Raw genomic sequence first — 20,668 nt, forward strand, 5'->3', positions numbered from 1 at the left:
GTGCCGGGCCGCGCCTGCCGCTCGAATGACCCGGAACTTTACAGAATGAAAGACTCCGGATTCTAGATCGGAATGGGAATTATTATCAAATGAAAGTTTGCGTCAGGCCCGGGAAAGGCCGCGCGGCGGGGGCGGGGAAATGTGGCGGGGCGCGGCGGCAACCTGCGCGCAAGCGCGTAGAATGCCCGCTTCGATGAATTTGACGGAGCGGGCCCGAGCATGAACGATCAGCGCAAGAAGAATCCTGTACGCAACGTGAGCATCCTGATCGTCGTGGCCGTCGCGCTCGTGATCGGCACGATCCTCTACAACGCGGTCTCGCAGAAGCGCGCGTACGACGAGGCGCATCCGGCGGTGGCTTCGAGCGCGTCGGCGGCGCACTGACGGGGCGCAGCGGCGGGCGAGCTGCCCGTCGCACGGCCGGGAAAGGGATCGGGAACCGGCAGGAAGGGCGAGGCCGGCAAACACGCGGGCGCCGGAGCCGGCGCGCCGCGTGCATGCGTCAACGTGACGCAGGCGCGAATTTCGGGCGGATCCGGAGGAAGAACACCGCCGCGAGCAGCACCATCCAGGCGGCGCCGACGTACAGCGCGATGCGGGTGTCCTCGAACCAGCCGAGCATCGCGATCACGAAGCCCATGAACGCGATCGTCAGCGCCGGCGCGACCGGCCACAGCGGCACCCTGAACTTCAGCGCGGCGACTTCCGCGGCCGACAGGCGGCGCCGCATCGCGACCTGCGACAGCAGGATCATCAGCCACACCCACACCGTCGCGAACGTCGCGATCGCCGCGACCATCAGGAACACGTCCTTCGGCATCAGGTAGTTGAGCAGCACGCCGAACAGCAGCGCGCCGGCCATCACGAGCACGGTGACCCACGGCACCCCGTGCCGCGACGTCGCGGTCAGCACGCGCGGCGCCTGGCCCTGCTGCGCCATCCCGAACATCATGCGGCCCGCGCCGAAGATGTCGCTGTTGATCGCCGAGATCGCCGCGCTGATCACGACGACGTTCAGGATCGTCGCGGCCGATTTCACGCCGAGCGCCGAGAAGATCTGCACGAACGGGCTGCCGTTGCTGCCCACGCCCGTCCACGGGCTGATCGACATCAGCACGACCATCGTCAGCACGTAGAACAGCAGGATGCGCGCCGGCACCGCGTTGATCGCGCGCGGGATCACGCGCTCCGGGTCCTTCGCCTCGCCGGCGCTCATCCCGATCACCTCGATGCCGCCATACGCGAAGATCACGACCGACAGCGACGCGACCAGCCCGCCGATGCCGTTCGGCAGGAAGCCGCCGTGGTTCCACAGGTTCGCGAACGACGGCGCATCGGCCGCGTGGCCGAGATGCATGCCGGTCAGCAGCAGCGCGACGCCGCCGCCGATCATCGCGACGATCGCGCCGACCTTGATGATCGACAGCCAGAACTCGAGCTCGCCGAACACCTTCACGTGGCACAGGTTGAGCCCGCAGATGATCGTCACGACCGCGAGCACCCAGATCCACTGCGGCACGCCCGGAAACCAGAAGCCCATGTAGATGCCGAACGCGGTGATGTCCGCGATCGCGACGATCACCATCTCGAGCGTGTAGGTCCAGCCGGTGACGAAGCCTGCGAACGGGCCGAGGTTCTCGGTCGCGTAATGGCCGAACGAGCCGGCGACCGGCTCGCGCACGGCCATTTCTCCGAGCGCGCGCATCACCATGTAGACGGCCGCGCCGCCGAGGATGTACGCCAGGATCACCGCCGGGCCCGCGAGCTGGATCGCGGACGCCGAGCCGTAGAACAGGCCGGTGCCGATCGCCGAGCCCAGCGCGAGAAAGCGGATGTGCCGCGCGCTCAGGTGGCGCTGCAAGTTCTTCATCGAGTCTCCGAGATGTTTTGTGCGACGTACCGGGCGAGTGGGGCGGCCCGGTACGGCAAGTTGTATATACAACTTAAATGTGAACGAATGATAACAAGCCGGGCCCGGTGGCTGGAATCGGGTATTCCCTGACTGGCGCGCCGGACGGAATGGCGCGAGGCGTGCGCGCGGGTCGCGCGAGGCGGGCAGGTCATGCGTGGGGCTTCGATTGATCCGGGGACGCCGCGGGCCGGCCCGCGGCGGGAAACGTCAGGCGGGCAGGCGAATGACGCTGGCATCCTTGCGGATCAGCAGCGACGACGCGAGCATCTGCTTGCACTGGTGCGCGAGCACCTTCAGGTCGTGCGTGAGTTCGGCGCCGACCGCGTCGGAGCGTTCGGCGGCGACGACCATCGCGTCGAGGTCGCGCGTGATCTGCTTGCTCGCTTCGAGCTGGTGCGCGGGCGGCGGCTCGCCGGCTTCGGCCCGCTCGAGGTTCTCGAGCACGGCGGCGAGACCGCGCTGCAGCGCGCCGCCGTGGACGGCCGCGGCCTCGGTGGGGCCGCCGTCGGGCGCGCACGCGTTGCGGATCAGCGGCGCGGCTGCCGTGATCTGCGCGCCGAGCACGTGGGTCTGCACGAGCAGGTCGTTCAGCTCGGGCACGAAGCGCTGGTGCGCCTTCGGCTCGATCATCATCCGCTGGAACGCCTGGCCGAGGTTCGCGAACGCGATGTGCACGTTCTTGCGCGCGAGACGGTACTGGTAATCGTCGTCGAGGCTGCCGGACGGCGCCTCGACCGCCGCGGCGATCACCGGCACGACGGCCGCGCCGTCGGCTTCCGGCACGACCGGCGCGCGCGTGCCGCGCCCGGCGCGCCACGCGGCCTGGAAGTACTTGCGGGTGGCCGTCAGCATGTCGGCGACCTGCTTGCCCATCAGCCGGTATTCCCAGTACGGGAACAGCCGGCTCGCGGCGATCGCGATCATGCAGCCGACCACGGTGTCGATCGCGCGCTCGCCGATGATCGCCATGTTGCCGGGCGCGAGCAGGTGGAACATCAGCAGCACGTACGCGGACGTGAACACGACGCTCGCCGCGTAGTTGAACAGCAGCAGGCTGTAGCTCATCACCATCGAGCCGAACATGATCGCGATCAGCAGGTGCGTATCCTTGACCGTGTAGATCAGCGCGACGCTCGCCGCGCAGCCGATCAGCGTGCCGACGATACGCGCCGCGTTGCGCTGCTTGGTCAGCGAATAGCCGGGCTTCAGGATGATGATGGTGGTCATCACGATCCAGTACGCGTTGGTGAGCGGCAGCAGCCGCCCGACCCAGAAGCCGACCGCGACCGCGATCGTCACGCGCAGCGCATGGCGGAAGCTCGGCGAGCGCATGTTCAGGTTCGAGAAGACCAGCATCGGCGACACGCTGCGGCGCTGCAGGAAGCGCGTGAGCGCCTTGTCGATCTTCAGTTCGGTCTGCTGCGGATCGGCGCTGCCCGACAGGTTGCGGCGCATCCGCTCGATGAGGCGCGTCGCGCTCCAGATGCGCCGGAACGTCGAGAGCACGGCCGCATACGCTTCCGCGTTGGTGGCCGGGAAGTTCTTCTTGCGCATCAGCTCGATCTCGTACTCGATCGCGCGCAGCTCGGCCTTCACGCTGATGCGCGAATGCGGCGTGCGGTTCTCGAGCACCGCGAGGCCGATCTCCTCGAGATCGGCGGCGGCCTTGCGGATCAGGTCGCGGTAGAAGATGATCAGGTCCGACCCGCCGAACGTGTTGCGCACGAGCGGGTAGTCGGTGTGCGCGCCGACGAACAGCTCGTGCAGGTCGACGCTGTTGATGAACAGGTTGTACATCGCCACGCGGCCCGGATCGAGCTTGCCGCGCCGCAGCTTCGGCAGGTTGCGCAGCACGATGTCGCGCGCGGTTTCCTGCGTCTCGACCGCGGTGATCTGTTTGGCGACCAGGTTGCGGTAGCACTCGTCGAGATCGGCGTCGAGGTCGTAGAACGCCGCGCGCGCGAGCAGGTAGTCGGCGCACGCGAACAGGCTCTCGGCGAGCGCCTGCTGCTCGATCCGGCGCGCCTGCCACTGCGACACGACGGTGGCCCAGTACGTGTACCAGAGGCCGCCCGCGAGAATCCAGCCCGCGTTCACGAACGCCTGCAGCGGCGTGAGCTTTTCCTCGAGCGTCATCACCATCATGAACAGCGTCGCGAAGCTGATCTGCGGCCAGCGGTTGCCGTAGACGACGATCAGCGACAGCACGAACGTGAGCGGCACGATCGTCAGCCACAGCGCGAAGATGTTCGGCGTCGCGAGCCCGGTGGCGAGCGCGGCGAGAAAGCCGATCACGCTGCACGCGAGCATTTCGTTGTGCTTGTACTTGAGCGGGCCCGGCATGTCGACCACGCACGCGCCGAGCGCGCCCGTCGCGATCGTGAAGCCGAGCTCGCGGTTGTTGAACACGATCAGGCACAGCACGGCCGGCAGCGACACGCCGACCGCGATCCGCAGGCCGCCGAAAAAATACTGGCTGTAAAGAAACTTTCTGATTTCGACGGAATAGCGCATCGATAAGCGGTATGGCTGACGGCGACGCCAGGGGGGGCGTCCGGACTGGCGACGAGTCTATCGTATTTCGCGCTGCTCAAGACCCTGGCCGTTCGACGGATGCCCGCGGCGGCGGCCCTTTGCTATGCTTGGTGCTTTCGATCGCCCGGCCCGTCCGGCGCGACGCTCCGACGCCTGCTTCATGCTCCATCTCTTCTATTCGAACCGCCACGAAACACTCGCCGACGCGCTGCTCGACGATCTCGCCGCATTCCCGGCCCGCAACGGGCCGTGGGCGCAGCAGCAGATCATCGTGCCGAGCGCGGCGCTGCGCCGCCGGCTCGAGCTCGACATCGCCGAGCGCCACGGCGTGTGCGCGAACGTCGAGTTCACCTATCTCGCGCAGTGGCTGTGGGCGCAGATCGGCCGCGTGCTGACGGTGCCGGCGCGTTCGCCGTTCGCGCCCGACCGCCTCGTCTGGCGCTGCTACCGGCTGCTCGCCGAAGCGGCGGGCGACGCGCCGTGGCGCGCGTCGCCGCGGCTCGCCGCGTATCTCGCCGCGTCCGACGATGCGATGCGCTACGAGCTCGCGCACCGGATCGCGACGGTCCTCGATCATTACCTGACCTATCGCCCGGAGTGGCTCGCCGCATGGCAGGCCGGCGAATCGGTGCTCGCGGGCGACGGCGCGCCGCGCGCGGCCGACGACGCCGCGCGCGACGACGAGCGCTGGCAGGCGGCGCTGTGGCGCGCGCTGCTCGCGGAGCTGAGCGACAGCGGCACGCCGCCCGCGCACCGCTTCCTCGGCGAGGCGCGCCATCTCGACCTCGACACCGTCGCGCGCGCGGACTGGCCGGAGTCGGTCAGCGTGTTCGCGCTGCCGACCATGCCGCCGCTGCACGTCGCGCTGCTGCGCGAGCTGTCGCGCTGGATCGACGTGCGCATCTACGCGCTCAACCCGTGCCGCGAATTCTGGTTCGACATCGTCACCGCCGCGCGCGCCGAGGCGCTCGACGCGGCGGGGCAGCGCGACTATCAGGAAGTCGGGCACCCGCTGCTCGCCGAATGGGGCCGCCAGACGCAGGCGCAACTGCACATGCTGCACGAGCTGACCGAAAGCGCGGCGTCGAGCGACGCGACGCGCTATGCGGAGAATCCCGCGCCCACCTGGCTCGCGCGCATCCAGAACGCGATCCTCGACCTGCAGCCCGAAGCGGCGCTCGGCGAGCCGCCGGCGGAACACGGCATCGAGGTGCATGTCTGCCACAGTCTCGCGCGCCAGCTCGAGGTGCTGCACGACCGCCTGCTCGCGTGGTTCGACGCCGACGCGAGCCTGCGGCCGTCCGACGTGCTCGTCGCGGTGGCCGACCTCGCCGCGGCGGGGCCGCTGATCGACGCGGTGTTCGGCACGGCCGGCACCGGCAGCGCGCGCATTCCTTACCGGGTCTCCGGCCTGCCGCCGTCGCAGGCGAATCCGGTCGCGCGCGTGCTGCTCGACTGGCTCGCGCTGCCCGAACGGCAGGTTGGCGCGCCCGAGCTGATCGAGTGGCTGCGCGTCGACGCGGTGGCCGCGCGCTACGGCATCGACGCGGCCGCGCTCGAGACGGTGCAGACCTGGCTCGCGGCCGCCGGCGCGCGGCGCGGGCTCGCGCCGCAGCCGAGCGACGACGCGCGGGTGCCGTCGCCGCGCCACACGTTCTCGGATGCGCTGGCCCGCCTGTTTCTCGGCTATGCGATGCCGGACGGCGCCGCGCCGGTCGGCGCGTGGCTGCCGGTCGAGGCGGCCACGGGCAGCGAAGCCGAACTGCTCGGCCGGCTCGCGCGCTTCACCGACGATCTCGACGGCTTTGCGCGGCGGGTGTCGGAACCGCACACGCCGCGCGCGTGGAGCGAGCTGTTCGCCGATACGCTCGCACGCTTTTTCGATTCCGGCGCCGCGTATGCGGACGCGCTGTCGGGCGTGCGCGACGCGCTCGACGCGATGCTGGCCGCGATGACGGAGGGCGCGCCCGAGCAGGTGCTGCCGGCTGCCGTCGTGCGCGCGGGGCTGACCGCCGCGCTCGACGATCCGGCCCGCGGCGGCGTGCCGTGGGGCGGCGTGACGTTCTCGTCGCTTACGAGCCTGCGCGGGCTGCCGTACCGGGTCGTGTGCCTGCTCGGCATGGACGACGGCGTGCTGCCGAGCCTCGCGCGCGCGGACGAATTCGACCTGATGGCGGTGCTGCCGAAACTCGGCGACCGGCAGCGGCGCGACGACGAGCGCAACCTGTTCCTCGACCTCGTGCTCGCCGCGCGCGACCGGCTGATGATCGCGTATACGGGGCGCAGCATCCGCGACAACGCGCCGCTGCCGCCCGCCGCGCTCGTCGACGAATTGCTCGACCATCTCGCGCTGGTTGCCGCCGGCCCTGACGCCGCGCCGGATGCGGTCGACGCCGCGCGCCGCGGGTTCATCGTCGAGCATCCGCTGCAGCCGTTCGCGGCCGCGTATTTCCAGCCGGCGGGGCCGCTCTTTTCGTACGACGCGGAACGGGCGTCGCTCGCGACGCTGCTGAGCGCCGATGCGTCCCGCGACGGCGCGCGCGGCGCGGCGTTCTTCGCGCAGCCGTTGCCGGCCGAGCCCGTCGAGCCCGTCGCGTTCACCGACTTCGAGCGGTTCTGGCGCCACCCGGCGCGCGCGCTGCTGCGCGAGCGCCTCGGCATCGTGCTGGCGGACGCGCAGGCCGAGCTGCTCGACACCGAGCCGTTCGCGCTCGACTTCGCGGGCAGCGACGCGCTGGCCGGGCGCGTGCTGCCGCTGCTGATCGAATCGGGCGATGCGCGCGTGCAGGATCACGCGCTGCGCATCGCGGACGCGAGCCCGGAACTGCCGGGCGGCGCGACCGGCGCCGTGTGGCGCGACCAGGCGCTCGGTTCGCTGGCGCAACTGGCCGCGAACGTGCGGGGCGCGCTTGCCGACGGCGCCGAGCGCCGGCCGTTTTCGATCGAGGTCGCGCCGGCGTGGCCCGCAGCGGAGCACGCGTGGTTCGGGCCTGACGACGCCGCGCTGTCGCGCGACGCGGTGGCCGAGCCGCTCGTGCTGCACGGCACGCTGAACCGGCTGACGGGCGCGGGGCAGGTGATCTATCGCTATGCGCGGCCGAGCGCGCGCGATTACCTGTCCGCGTGGCTCGCGCATCTCGCCTACTGCGCGGCGGTGCCGGACGGGCCGCGCCGCACGCTGTGGTTCGGCAGCGGCGGCGCGTTCGAGCTGACGCCGGTCGCGGCGCCGCTCGCGCGTCTTGCGCCGCTCGCCGCGCTGTTCCGCGCGGGCCGGCGCATGCCGCTGCGTTTCTTCCCGCGCAGCGCGTGGGCGTGGGTGAACGAAAGCGAGGCGAAGGCGGCGAGCGTGTGGATCAACGACCGGGTCGTGAGCGAAGCCGACGACCCCGCGCTCGCGATTGCGTGGCGCGGCGCGAACCCGTCGCTGGACGAGCCGTTCGGCGCGCTCGCGCGGCTCGTGTTCGAGCCGCTCGTCGAACATCTGAAGGAGCTCGCATGAGCGGCGCATCGCATCCGCAGGCGTCGCTCGAGCTCGACGTGTTCGCGTGCCCGCTCGACGGCGTCAACCAGATCGAGGCGTCGGCGGGCACCGGCAAGACCTGGAACATCTGCGCGCTTTACGTGCGGCTGCTGCTCGAAAAGGATCTCGGCGCGGACCAGATTCTCGTCGTGACCTTCACGAAGGCCGCGACCGCGGAACTGCACGAACGCATCCGCGGCCGGCTCGCGCAGCTCGCCCATGCGCTCGACACCGGCGACGACGGCGGCGATCCGTTCATCACGCGCCTCGTCGACACGACGCTCGGCGACGGCGGCGTGCTCGATCCGCAGACGGCCGCGAAGCGGATCCGGCGCGCGCTGCGCGCGTTCGACCAGGCGGCGATCCACACGATCCACGCGTTCTGCCAGCGCGCGCTGCAGGAGGCGCCGTTCGCCGCCGCGATGCCGTTCGCGTTCGAGATGCAGGCCGACGACGCGGCATTGCGCTTCGAACTGGCCGCGGATTTCTGGCGCACCCGCGTCGAGCCGACCGCGGCGCGTTGGCCGGGCTTCGCCGCGTGGCTCGTCGAATCGGGTGCGGGCCCGGCCGCGCTCGACGCACAGCTCGCGCGCCGGCTGAAGAAGCCGCTCGCCGCGTTGCGCTGGGATGGCGTGGACGAGCCCGACGAAGCGGTGGAGGCGGCCGCGGCCGAATGCTTCGCGGAGGCGGCGCGGATCTGGGCGGCCGAGCGCGACGCGATCGACGCGTTGCTGCGCGCCGCGCAGCCGGCGCTCAACCAGCGCTCGCACAAACCGGAGGCGATCGCCGATGCGCTCGACGCGTGGGCCGCGCATTTCGCGCATGCCGACGCGACGGCCGGGTTGCCCAAGGCCGCGCTGCGGCTCACGCGCGCGGCGCTCGTCAAGGCGACCAAGAAGGGCGGCGCGACGCCGGACCATCCGTTCTTCGACGTCGCGGATGCGCTCGACGCCGCGGTGGCCGCCGCCGAGGCTGCGCAGCGCGCGCGCTGGCTCGCGCTCGTCGCCGTGTGGCTCGACGAAGCGCCGCGCGCGCTGGCCGAGCGCAAGCGCACGCGGCGCGTCGTGTCGTTCGACGATCTGCTCGCGAACCTGTACGACGCGCTGCACACGCATCCATGGCTCGCGCAGACGCTGCGCGCACGCTATCCGGCCGCGCTGATCGACGAATTCCAGGATACCGACCCGCTGCAGTTCGCGATCTTCGACCGGATCTTCGCGCCGGGCGGGCCGCTGTTCCTCGTCGGCGATCCGAAGCAGGCGATCTACAGCTTCCGCGCGGCGGATCTGCATACGTACCTGGCGGCGCGCGCGCGGGCGAGCGCGTGCTACACGCTCGCGGTCAACCAGCGCTCGACGCCGGCGGTGGTCGATGCGTGCAACCGCTTCTTCATGTCGAACCCGCGCGCGTTCGTGCTCGACGGCCTCGACTACTACCCGGTGCGGGCCGGCACCCGCACGCGCGCGCCGCTCGCCGACGAGACGGATACCGGCCCGGCGGGCGACTTCCGGATCTGGACGCTGCCGGGCGGCGATGACGTGTGGCTCAAGCGCGATGCGCAGGCGCACGCCGCGCAGGCCTGCGCGGCGGAGATCGCGCGGCTGATGCAGGGCGCGCGCGACGGTCGCGTGCGGCTCGGCGACACGCCGCTGTCGCCGGGCGACATCGCGGTGCTCGTGCAGACGCACAAGCAGGGCAGCCTCGTGAAGCGCGTGCTGGCGACCTGGGGCATCGGCAGCGTCGAGCTCGCGCAGGCGTCGGTGTTCTCGACCGGCGATGCCGAGCAGCTCGAACGCGTGCTGGCGGCGATCGACGCACCGGGCGACCTGCGGCGCCTGCGCGCGGCGCTCGCGTCGGACTGGTTCGGTCTCGACGCCGGCGCGCTGTGGCGCATGGAGCAGGGCGACGGCGACGCGCGCGGCGCGGCGGTGCAGGACGCCGACGGCGCCGACGCGATGAGCTGGGTCGAGCGCTTCTCGCGCTATCGCCTGCTATGGCGCGAACGCGGCTTCGCGGTGATGTGGCGCACGTTCACGCGCGAGCTGCGGATCGCCGAGCGGCTGATGGCGGGCGCCGACGGCGAGCGCCGCGTGACGGACGTGAACCATCTCGCCGAGCTCACGCAGGCGCGCGCGTCCGCGCAGCCGGGCATCGCGCCCACGCTGCGCTGGCTCGCCGCGCAGCGGCTCGACGGCGGCGGCGAGGAGGCGCAGCTGCGCCTCGAATCCGATCGCAACCTCGTGCAGATCGTGACCGTGCACAAATCGAAGGGCCTCGAATACGCGATCGTGTTCTGCCCGTTCCTGAACGACGGCGCGCTGCGCGAGCCGTTCGCATCCGCGCTGCCCGACGCGCGCGAGTATCACGACGAGGCGGGCGACGCGGTGCTGCACTACGGCTGCGACGACGAGGCCGCCGAGCATGCGGCGCGGCAGGCGCTGCGCGAGCAGGCGGCGGAGCGCGCGCGGCTCGTCTACGTGGCGCTGACGCGCGCGGTCTATCGCTGCTACGTCGTCGCGGGGCCGTACCTGTCGTCGCGCTCGACGCGCGAATCGCGGCGCAGCGTGCTGAACTGGCTCGTGGCCGGCGGCGGCCAGTCGTTCGACGCGTGGCTCGACGAGCCGCCCGACGAGGCCGCGCTCGACCACGCATGGCGCGCGCTCGCGGGCGGCCCGGTGAGCGTCGCGCCGTTGCCGGCGCCCGCGCGCCGCGAGCGGCTGGCCACCGGGCACGACGCATCGCAGGCGCTGGCGGCGCGCCATGCGTCGCGCCTGCTGCGGGACGCGTGGCGGATCGCGAGCTTCAGTTCGCTGACCGCATCGGCGGCGCGCGAGGAGGCGGGCGTCGCGGCCGTGCCGGACGACGAGCTGCGGCCCGACCATGACGCGCTGGCCGAACTCGCGCCGGACGGCGACCAGGACGACACGCCGCCGGCGCTCGCGCCGCCCGACGACGACATCCTCGTGTTTCCGCGCGGCGCGGCGGCCGGCGAATGCCTGCACCGCCTGTTCGAACTGAGCGATTTCACCGACCCGGCGTCGTGGCACGGGGCCGCGCTCGGCGCGCTGCACGACCGGCCGGTCGAGGCGGAGCCCGAGCTGGGCCAGCGGCTTCCGGCGATGATGGCCCGGCTCGTCGACGACGTCGTGCGCACGGAGCTGGTGCCGGGCATGCGGCTCGCCGATCTCGATCCCGCGAAGCGGCTGAACGAAATGGGCTTCCTGTTTCCGGCGCCGTCGCTGGAGCTTGCCGCGCTGCGCCGGCTGCTGATCGCGCACGGCTATCCGGACGTCGCACTGGAGGCGGGCGTGCTCGCCGGTTTCATCAAGGGTTTCATCGACATGATCGTCGAACATGACGGCCGGTTCTGGATCGTCGACTGGAAGTCGAACCATCTCGGCAATACGCCGGACGCCTACGGCCCGCGCGCACTCGACGCGGCGATGGCCGATCACGCGTATCACCTGCAGGCGCTGCTCTACACGGTTGCGCTGCATCGTTACCTGCGCGGCCGGCTGCGCGACTACGACTACGACACGCACATCGCGGGCTACCTGTACCTGTTCGTGCGCGGCGTGCGGCCGGGCTGGCGCAGCGGCGGCGAGACGGCCGGCGTGCATGCGCGGCGGCCGGCCCGCGAGCTCGTCGACGCGCTCGACCTGCTGATGGACGGAGGCCGCGCATGAGCACGCCCGACGATCTGCTCGAATTCACCGGCGGCCTCGTCGCGCGGCTGCCCGAGCCTGCGGATTTCGGCATCGCGCTCGCGGAAGGTTTCGCACGCCGGATCGGCGAACTCGCACGCCGCGCCGGCGCGCCGGCCGCGGCGTCGCGCTGGGCGGCGCGGGCCGCGTTCGCGGCGAGCCGGGCGACCGCGGGCGGCCATGTGTGCGTGGCGCTCGGCGCGCTCGCGCAGCGTTACGACGAACCGCTCGCCGACGTGCGCGCGGCGCTCGCGGCGAGCGGCATCGCCGCGTTCGGCGCGCTCGCGCGTGGCGACGAGCGGCCGCTGATCGTCGACCGTCATGACCGTCTCTACCTCTCGCGCTATTTCGACTACGAGCGGCGGCTCGCCGACGCGCTGGTCGCGCAAGCGGGCGAAGGCGCCGCCGCCGACGCGCTGGCGCCCGACGTGCTGCGCGAGCGCCTCGCACGCTACTTCGGCCCGGCGGCCGGTGACGTCGACTGGCAGCGCGTCGCGGCGATCGTCGCGTTGACGGGCCGCGTGACGATCGTCAGCGGCGGCCCCGGCACCGGCAAGACGACCACGGTCGTCGGCGTGCTCGCTTGCCTGCTCGACGCGCATCCGGACTTGCGCGTCGCGCTGGCCGCACCGACCGGCAAGGCGGCGCAGCGGATGCAGGAAGCGCTGCACGCACGCGCCGGTGAGCTGCCGCCCGAGCTCGCCGCGCGGCTGCCGAACACGTCGTACACGCTGCACCGCCTGCTCGGCGGCGGTGGGGCGGCAGGCTTCCGCCATCATCGCGACAACCCGTTGCCGTACGACCTGATCGTCGTCGACGAGGCATCGATGATCGACGTCGCGCTGGCCGCGCATCTGCTCGACGCGCTCGCGCCGGGCGCGCGGCTCGTGCTGCTCGGCGACAAGGACCAGCTCGCGGCGGTCGAGGCGGGCGCGGTGTTCGCCGAATTGAGCGCGCGGCCGTCGTTCAGCCCGGCGGCCCGCGCGCGCATCGCCGAGGCGCTCGGCATCGACGAAGCGGCCTTCGTCGCGGCGCTGCCGGTGCCGGACGACGTCGCGCCGGCAGCGGCTGCCGTACCTGCCGCGGTCGAGCCCGTGCGCCGCCCCGTCGCACCGGCGAAGATCGACACCCGGCAGGCGTCGCTGTTCGACGACGAACCGCCGGTGGAAGCGGCCGTCACGATCGATGAGCCGGCCGGCGACGCGGACGAAGCGCCCGCGTGGATCGAGGCCGACGAGCTGCAGTGGCTCGACGCGGTGGCGCTGCCGCCGCTCGATGCCGTGCCGCTTGTCGCCGCCACAGTCGAGACGGTTGCCGTAGCCGAGAACCGCCCGTCGCCCGCGCCGCTCGCGGACTGCGTCGTATGGCTCGAGCGCAATTACCGCTTCGGGCTCGACTCGCCGATCGGCCGCCTGTCGCTGGCGATTCGCCGCGGCGCGGTGCAGGACGCGCTCGACGCGCTGCCGGCGAGCGACGCGGCCGCCGCGTCGTTCCACGAAGATGCCGGTGACATGCTTGCCACGTCGACCATCGAGCGCCTCGCGCAGCGTTTCTCGGCCTACCTGGATGCATTGCGCGGCGCGCTCGCGGCCCCCGCGCCGGACCCGTTGCCGCTGTTCGATGCGCTCAACCGGTTCCGGATCCTGTGCGCGACGCGCGGCGGGTCGCGCGGCGCCGAGCACGTCAATGCGCTCGTCGCGGCGCACGTGCGTCGTGCCGCGCACGTGCCGCTCGCGGTCGGCGCGCACTGGTTCACCGGGCGGCCCGTGATGGTGACGCGCAACGATTACGCGCTCGGGCTGTTCAACGGCGACATCGGCATCGCGCTGCCCGACGCGCAGGGAGCGCTGCGCGTGTGGTTCAGGCGCGCGGACGGCACGGCGCGCGCGGTGTCGCCGGCGGCGCTGCCGCCGCACGAGACGGCGTTCGCGCTGACCGTCCACAAGTCGCAGGGCTCGGAGTTCGACGAGGCCGCGCTCGTGCTGCCGGCAACGTTCGGCCGCGTGCTGACGCGCGAGCTGGTCTACACCGCGGTGACGCGGGCGCGCACACGCGTGCAGGTGATCGGGGGCCGCCGCGTGCTCGCGCAGGCGATCGCGACGCGCACGCAGCGCGATTCGGGCCTGTCGGCGCGCATCGACGAAGCGCTCGCGCGGCGCCGTGCGGAGGTGTCGCGATGACGATCCGCTACACGCTCGATCCGGCCGAGATCGAATGGACCGCGGTGCGCGCGCAGGGGGCAGGCGGGCAGAACGTCAACAAGGTGTCGAGCGCGATTCACCTGCGCTTCGACATCCGCGCGTCGTCGCTGCCGCCGCTGCTCAAGGAGCGCCTGCTCGCGCTGTCGGACCAGCGCATCACGCGCGACGGCGTGGTCGTGATCAAGTCGCAGGAGCATCGCACGCAGGAGCGCAACCGCGAAGCCGCGCTCGCGCGGCTCGACGCGCTGATCCGCGGCGTGGCGGTCACGCCGCGCGCGCGCATCGCGACGCGCCCGACGCGGGCCTCGAAGGAGCGGCGGCTCGAGCACAAGGCTCGCCGCAGCGACGTGAAATCCGGGCGCGGGAAGATCGTGGATTGAGTCTTGTGGATTGAGGCGGGCGGCGCGACGCCGTCGCCAGCCGCGCTCAGCGCATCACCGTGCCCGCGCTGTCGAGCACGAAGTCGACGCAGAACACGACGAGCCGGTCGTGCGCACGCGTCGCGACGGCGGCCGTATAGCAATCGCGGCCTTCGGTCAGCGAGAAGTGCGGGCCCATCAGCGCGACGCGGCCCGGTGCGGCGATCGCACGCTGGAAGTACGGGCGGCGCGACCAGTTGCTGTGCGTCTCCGGAAAGAGCGGCGACAAGCGCGTGGTCGCCGGATTGCGGTCGTCCGGCTGGGCGCCGATCGACGGCAGGAACTGTTCGCCGATCTCGTTCGTGACGAACACGCGGCGCGCCGACGGCACCACGAACACGCGCTGCGCGGCTTCGGGCAGGCTGTCGGTCGAGGCGAAGGTGGCCGCGCCGGCGAGCACAAGGCGCTCGATCGCGTCGAAGCCCGGCTGCTCGGCGCTCGTCTGCGCGCGGCGGCGTGCGATGAAGCGCTTCCACGCGGCGTCGAGCATCGCGGGCGCCGCGGCGCTCGCGCGCGCGATCGACGGGTCCGGCTGGCCGAACTGGAAGCCCTGCACGAAATCGATGTCCGCCTCCATCAGCGCCTGCAGCGCGTCGTCGCTCTCGACGCCTTCGGCCAGCACCATCGCGCCGGCCTGATGCAGCATCGACACGAGGTGGTGCATGATGCGGCGGTCGTCGGCGGCCCACGTCGCGCGCTCGACGAGCGAGCGGTCGAGTTTGACGATGTCGGGCTTCGCGCGCCATACGCGGTCGAAATTCGAAAAGCCGGTGCCGAAATCGTCGATCGCGATCAGGAAGTTGCGGTGCTGGATCATGTCGATCGTGCGGGCGAGCGCGGCTTCGTCGCGCGACGGCTGCTCGACGACTTCGAGCACGATGCGGTTCGGCGGCAACGCGAAATGCTTGCACAGCGATTCGACGAACTCGCGCTGCACGAGCCCGGAGTCGAGCACGCGCGGCGTCACGTTCAGGAACAGCCAGCCGTCGCCGATGCCTTGCGAGACGAAATTGGCGGTATGCAGGCAGCGGGCGAGGCGGTCGAGCAGCAGGGCGTCGGCGACGCCGCGCGTCTTGTCGAACAGCGCGCCGGGCGAGACCGTCGAGCCGGATGCGTCGACGATGCGCAGCAGCGCTTCGTAGCCGACGACGCGCTTGTGCGTGATCGACAGCACCGGCTGGAACACGCTGCGCAGCGTCACGCCGCGGTAGTCGGTCACCCAGCCGCTGGGCGTCGGCGTCAGGCGTTCGAGCAGGGATTCGAGCGAGAGACCGCGGATCTGCGTCATGTCAGCGGCGCGCAGGGACGGACGGCCGCCCGGCGGCGCGGTGCGTCGCCGAAGCGGCCGCACGCGCAGGCAGGCGCGGTAGAACGAGGTCCATCTTGACCGCCTCCTGCGGATAATTGTTCGGAGTGTAGCGAGAACCGGCCGGTTCGCGTATCAGGGTAACTCCACACGCAAGCCGCAGACAAGCCGGCCGGGCCGGGAAACACGCACGAACGTCGACGCAGATCAAGGTTGTGCGACGTGGCGACGCGGCGACGTGCGCCGCGCACGCGCCGCCCGTCAGGCCGCTTCGCCGCCGCCGCGCGACCGGATGCCCGGGATCCGCCGGATCACGCCGGTCGCGAGCGCGGTGCCGACGAGCACGATCGCGCAGCCTTCCAGCATCACGGCCGATACGCGTTCGCCCAGGAACAGCGCGCCCCACAGCAGGCCGAACACCGGGATCACGAAGGTCACGGTGATCGCGCGGGCCGGCCCGACGTGCGCGATCAGGTGGAAGTAGATGAAATACGCGATGCCCGTGCACGCGATGCCGAGGCTGAGCACCGAGCCCCACGCGTGCGCGCTGACCGGCGCGGCTGGCCACGTCGCGATCGCGAACGGCAGCAGCAGCACCGTCGAGCCGATCATGCTGCCGGTCGCGCTGACGATGGGGTCGACGCCGCCGAGCTTGCGCTTCGTGTAGTTGGCCGCGATGCCGTACAGCAGCGTCGCGCCGAGCGCCGCGGCGGCGGCGAGCATCGTCGCGCCGGCGCCCGCGCCGCCGTGCGCGTTCGCCACCTGGTCCCAGACGAGCGTCAGCACACCGGCGAAGCCGATCATGAGGCCGAGCGCGCGCGGCAGCGACAGCTTGTCCTTCAGCCACAGGTAAGCGACGAGCGCGACCCACAGCGGCGCGGTTGCATTGATCACCGACGTCACGCCGGCCGACAGCGTCAGCTCGGCGAACGCGAACAGGCAGAACGGCACACTCGAGTTGAGCGCGCCGACGACGAACAGCGGCCACGCGCGCTGGCGCAGTTGCGTGCCAAGCTCGGCGGGTTTCATGCGGGTCAGCGCGAGGCCGACCAGGAACAGCGCGCCGATGCCGACGCGCAGCGCCATCAGCGGGGCGACGCCGAGCTCGGCGACGCCGATCCGGATGAACAGGAACGATGCGCCCCACAGGGCAGCGAGGATGGTCAGCAGGACAGCGTTTTTGGGTGACATCGCGTGGGGCTTGGGGCGGCGGAGGGGATGCGATGAATCTTACACCGCGCGGCCCGGCCCACGTTTCACGATCGAATGAAATGGCAAGAAGCGGCAGTCAGCCCCCGGCCGGTGGCTGTCAGCGATGGCGCCAGCCGCCGCCGTGGCGGCCGCCGAAGCCGAAATTGAGCGACACCGCCGGGCCCCACCAGCCGCCGTAGGCCGGTGCGTAGGCCGGCGCCGGATAGTAGTAGGCGGGCGCGGGTTCGACGTAGGCCGGCGCGGTCGGCACCGGCGCGGCCGCGTAATAGCCTGACGGATAGTAGCCGTACGGGTAATAGCAGCCGGCGAGGGACGCGCACGCGAGTGCTGCTGCGACGAAAGTCCTGGTCATGATGGTTCCCCCGGCAAGGCTGGTTTGGTGCCGATGCTTCAGCTTAGGCCGTGCGCGTGTGACACGGTGTGCAAAACGGTAACGGATCATTTCGTGATCCGCTCCGGGGGCATATGGCAAGCCCCTGGCTTGCACGCAAAAACGGCGCTTCCGCGCCGCGAAAACGCCGTTCTTCAGATCACGCGGCGCCCTGCGAGCGGGCGGCCGGTTTACTTGCCGATCTGGTTGCCGATGAGGCCGCCGGCAGCCGCGCCGCCGAGGGTCGACAGGGCATTGCCGCCGATCGCCGCACCCGCGACGCCGCCGACGCCCGCGCCGATGGCCGTGTCGCGCTGGCGTCTCGTCATCGAGTCGCAGGCCGTCAGGCTGCTGGCCATCGTCGCGACGAGCAGCGCACATACCCCAATACGCCGAATCGAATTCATGATCGCTGTCCTTGATGTTGTGAACGGAGGCCGCACGGCCGATCGGTGGCCGTACATGAACCCAATCTACGCGCCGGCCCTGGCCGCTGCTGTAAGGACTTGTTAGGGCATTCGCGCTTTCGTAATCAATTGTTTCCCGACCCGCGGCAGGCACGCGGGATGAAAAAAGCCCGCTCGAAAGCGGGCTTTGTGCATTGCGGCGCGATCCGGCGCCGGCTGCTGCGCTTACTGCCGGTGATAGATCTCGGCGCCGGTCTTGACGAACTCGACGGCCTTGACCTCCATGCCTTTCTTCAGCGCTTCCGTTTCGGACACGCCTTGCTGCGCTGCAAACTCGCGCACGTCCTGCGTGATCTTCATCGAGCAGAAGTGCGGGCCGCACATCGAGCAGAAATGCGCGACCTTCGCCGAATCCTTCGGCAGCGTTTCGTCATGGAATTCGCGTGCCTTGTCCGGATCGAGGCCCAGGTTGAACTGGTCTTCCCAGCGGAACTCGAAGCGCGCCTTCGACAGCGCGTTGTCGCGCACCTGCGCGCCCGGGTGGCCCTTGGCGAGGTCGGCCGCGTGCGCGGCGAGCTTGTACGTGATGATGCCTTCCTTCACGTCGTCCTTGTTCGGCAGGCCGAGGTGCTCCTTCGGCGTCACGTAGCACAGCATCGCGGTGCCGAACCAGCCGATCATCGCGGCGCCGATGCCGGACGTGATGTGGTCGTAGCCCGGCGCGATGTCGGTGGTGAGCGGCCCGAGCGTGTAGAACGGCGCTTCCTTGCACCAGTCGAGCTGCAGGTCCATGTTTTCCTTGATCAGCTGCATCGGCACGTGGCCGGGGCCTTCGATCATCACCTGCACGTCGTGCTTCCACGCGATCTGCGTGAGCTCGCCGAGCGTCTTCAGCTCGCCGAGCTGCGCCTCGTCGTTCGCGTCGTAAATCGAGCCGGGGCGCAGGCCGTCGCCGAGCGAGAAGCTCACGTCGTACGCCTTCATGATTTCGCAGATTTCCTCGAAATGCTCGTACAGGAAGCTTTCCTTGTGATGCGCGAGGCACCACTTCGCCATGATCGAGCCGCCGCGCGACACGATGCCCGTCATCCGGTTCGCGGTGAGCGGCACGTACTGCAGGCGCACGCCCGCATGGATCGTGAAGTAGTCGACGCCTTGCTCGGCCTGTTCGATCAGCGTGTCGCGGAAGATTTCCCAGGTCAGGTCCTCGGCCTTGCCGTTGACCTTTTCCAGCGCCTGGTAGATCGGCACCGTGCCGATCGGCACCGGGCTGTTGCGGATGATCCACTCGCGCGTTTCGTGGATGTGCTTGCCGGTCGACAGGTCCATCACCGTGTCGCCGCCCCAGCGGATCGCCCACGTCATCTTGTCGACTTCCTCGCCGATCGACGACGTGACGGCCGAGTTGCCGATGTTCGCGTTGATCTTCACGAGGAAGTTGCGGCCGATGATCATCGGCTCCGATTCCGGGTGGTTGATGTTCGCGGGGATGATCGCGCGGCCGCACGCCACTTCCGAGCGCACGAATTCCGGCGTGATCTCGGTCAGCGCATTGGGGCCGAACGCGGCGGCGCCGAACGCCTGGCCCGGGTGCTGGCGGCCCATCATCGCGGCGAGCTTCGCGCCGTTCGGGCCGCTCGCCTTCAGGCTTTCCAGGTACTCGGCGCGGCGCTGGTTCTCGCGGATCGCGATGTACTCCATTTCCGGCGTGACGATGCCTTGCCGGGCGTAGTGCATCTGCGTGACGTTCTTGCCGGCTTGCGCGCGGCGCGGGTTGCGGTGCAGGCCCGGGAAGCGCAGGTCGGCCGTGGCCGGGTCGGCGGCGCGTTCGAGGCCGTACTGGCTGGTGAGGCCCGGCAGCGTCTCGGTGTCGCCGCGCGCTTCGATCCAGCGCTGGCGCAGCGCGGGCAGGCCTGCGCGAATGTCGATCTTCGCGTCTGGATCTGTATAGGGGCCCGACGTATCGTAAACGTAGATCGGCGGATTCTTTTCGCCACCGAAGCCGGTCGGCGTGTCGGCCTGCGTGATTTCGCGCATCGGCACGCGGATGTCGGGCTGCGAACCGGTGACGTAGACCTTGCGCGAATTCGGCAGCGGGGCGACGGCTGCGGCGTCGACGTGGGCGTCGGCGGAAAGAAACTTCGGATTGGCGTTCATGCGATCTCCTGTGGGCGACCCGAACCGGCGCTTGAGCGCTCGATCGGGCCCCGTGCAAAGCTGTTGTGGGGCGCGAGCTAAGCAGGAGACGAGATTCGTGAGGCGGCGGGATTCGTCAGAAGGAATGGCGGCGAAGCCCGTACGCTTCCCTGCGCTGGCATTACCCAGATCAGGTTCAAAGGGTATTTCTCACCCGCAAGTGCCGGTTTGTTGACCGAGCGCATTGCAGGACCCCCGCGTTAGCAAGCGCACACGATACACCGGCTTCGCGGCGGTTTCAACCGGGGACAGTTCCGTGCCGGGCGCGCGGCCGCAGCATCGCGCGGCATGCGTGGGTGGCACGGCGCGCGCCGCACGTGGAGCGGCGGCCGCGCGGACGCCGCGGCGCAATGCAGCATCGGGCTGCTGCGCACGCCGCGAAAAAATTTTTCGCGATGGCCTGTCATATCGCGTCGCGTCGTCCGTCTATTCGGCTCCTCAAACCCATGTACTGGAGTGAAGTCATGAAAAAAGCACTGATGGCAGCCTGTGTCGCCGGCCTCGCATTCGCGGTGACGGGCGCCTACGCGCAGAGCGACGCGATGTCGAAGGATCAGGCGCCGATGTCGAAGGACGCGATGGGCCACGACGCGATGGCGAAAGGCGATGCGATGAAGAAGGATGGCATGAAGAAGCATGCGATGAAGAAGGACGCGATGAAGAAGGGCGCCATGTCGAACGACGAGATGGGCAAGCCGATGCAGGGCGACAAGATGAGCCCGTCCAACTGACGGGAGGTCCGCACGCGTGGCCGGCCACCGCGCTGCACGCGGCCGGCGCGTGCGCGGACGCATCGTCGGCGCGGTTCGTCGTGCGTTGTGCACGCTCGCCGTGCCGCAGGTGGCCGAACAGGCCTGCGCGGACGCACACGTCGTGCAGGCCGTTG

At 70.6% G+C, this 20,668-nt stretch carries 13 protein-coding genes and 1 riboswitch; of the genes, 6 read left to right on the forward strand and 7 right to left on the reverse strand.

Annotated elements, in window-relative coordinates; genetic code table 11:
• Positions 1 to 219: 219 nt before the first annotated feature.
• Entirely contained in the window at positions 220 to 384 is a 165-nt protein-coding gene (locus HWY45_RS25420; RefSeq protein WP_017332866.1) for a hypothetical protein, read from the forward strand.
• Between the two features lie 118 nt (positions 385 to 502).
• Here the strand turns inward: HWY45_RS25420 and HWY45_RS25425 are convergent, their stop codons facing one another.
• Positions 503 to 1,870 carry an amino acid permease gene (locus HWY45_RS25425; protein WP_059564815.1) on the reverse strand — a complete coding sequence of 456 codons (1,368 nt, stop codon included), beginning with the start codon at positions 1,868 to 1,870 and terminating at the stop codon, positions 503 to 505.
• Between the two features lie 249 nt (positions 1,871 to 2,119).
• On the reverse strand, positions 2,120 to 4,426 hold the full coding sequence (locus tag HWY45_RS25430; RefSeq protein WP_059882788.1) for an FUSC family protein: 2,307 nt from the start codon (positions 4,424 to 4,426) through the stop codon (positions 2,120 to 2,122).
• A 181-nt stretch (positions 4,427 to 4,607) separates the two neighbouring features.
• Between HWY45_RS25430 and recC the strand changes: the two genes are divergently transcribed.
• Genes recC through arfB form a run of 4 tightly spaced genes read left to right on the forward strand, consistent with a single transcriptional unit; the run spans position 4,608 to position 14,252 of the window.
• Positions 4,608 to 7,946, forward strand: coding sequence for an exodeoxyribonuclease V subunit gamma (gene recC / locus HWY45_RS25435; RefSeq protein WP_059802976.1), 3,339 nt, complete (start codon positions 4,608 to 4,610; stop codon positions 7,944 to 7,946).
• Positions 7,943 to 11,653, forward strand: coding sequence for an exodeoxyribonuclease V subunit beta (gene recB, locus HWY45_RS25440; protein ID WP_059882786.1), 3,711 nt, complete (start codon positions 7,943 to 7,945; stop codon positions 11,651 to 11,653). Before recC ends, recB begins: the two co-directional genes overlap by 4 nt.
• A complete protein-coding gene (locus HWY45_RS25445) occupies positions 11,650 to 13,851 on the forward strand; it encodes an AAA family ATPase (protein ID WP_059882784.1) in 2,202 nt (733 codons plus the stop codon). Before recB ends, HWY45_RS25445 begins: the two co-directional genes overlap by 4 nt.
• Complete coding sequence (gene arfB, locus HWY45_RS25450) at positions 13,848 to 14,252, forward strand: alternative ribosome rescue aminoacyl-tRNA hydrolase ArfB (RefSeq protein WP_059564819.1); 405 nt, start codon at positions 13,848 to 13,850, stop codon at positions 14,250 to 14,252. Before HWY45_RS25445 ends, arfB begins: the two co-directional genes overlap by 4 nt.
• A 46-nt stretch (positions 14,253 to 14,298) precedes the next feature.
• Here arfB and HWY45_RS25455 read toward each other — a convergent pair whose 3' ends face one another.
• The 5 genes from HWY45_RS25455 to thiC form a co-directional block, all read right to left on the reverse strand.
• Entirely contained in the window at positions 14,299 to 15,579 is a 1,281-nt protein-coding gene (locus HWY45_RS25455; RefSeq protein ID WP_059882782.1) for an EAL domain-containing protein, read from the reverse strand.
• A gap of 279 nt (positions 15,580 to 15,858) precedes the next feature.
• The gene (locus HWY45_RS25460; RefSeq protein ID WP_059882780.1) at positions 15,859 to 16,788 is read right to left on the reverse strand and encodes a DMT family transporter; all 930 of its coding nucleotides are present in this window, start codon (positions 16,786 to 16,788) and stop codon (positions 15,859 to 15,861) included.
• A 118-nt stretch (positions 16,789 to 16,906) separates the two neighbouring features.
• Complete coding sequence (locus HWY45_RS25465; protein ID WP_059802826.1) at positions 16,907 to 17,161, reverse strand: hypothetical protein; 255 nt, start codon at positions 17,159 to 17,161, stop codon at positions 16,907 to 16,909.
• A gap of 209 nt (positions 17,162 to 17,370) precedes the next feature.
• Positions 17,371 to 17,586, reverse strand: a complete 216-nt coding sequence (locus tag HWY45_RS25470) for a glycine zipper 2TM domain-containing protein (protein ID WP_059882779.1) — start codon at positions 17,584 to 17,586, stop codon at positions 17,371 to 17,373.
• Between the two features lie 225 nt (positions 17,587 to 17,811).
• On the reverse strand, positions 17,812 to 19,743 hold the full coding sequence (gene thiC / locus HWY45_RS25475) for a phosphomethylpyrimidine synthase ThiC (RefSeq protein ID WP_059564824.1): 1,932 nt from the start codon (positions 19,741 to 19,743) through the stop codon (positions 17,812 to 17,814).
• Positions 19,744 to 19,871: 128 nt separating this feature from the next.
• Positions 19,872 to 19,989, reverse strand: a riboswitch (TPP riboswitch).
• 257 nt (positions 19,990 to 20,246) lie between these two features.
• Here thiC and HWY45_RS25480 point away from each other — a divergent pair.
• Positions 20,247 to 20,513, forward strand: a complete 267-nt coding sequence (locus tag HWY45_RS25480; protein WP_059564825.1) for a pentapeptide MXKDX repeat protein — start codon at positions 20,247 to 20,249, stop codon at positions 20,511 to 20,513.
• The last annotated feature ends 155 nt before the right edge of the window (positions 20,514 to 20,668 follow it).

Source organism: Burkholderia stagnalis (assembly GCF_902830275.1).
Taxonomy (GTDB): Bacteria; Pseudomonadota; Gammaproteobacteria; order Burkholderiales; family Burkholderiaceae; genus Burkholderia; species Burkholderia stagnalis.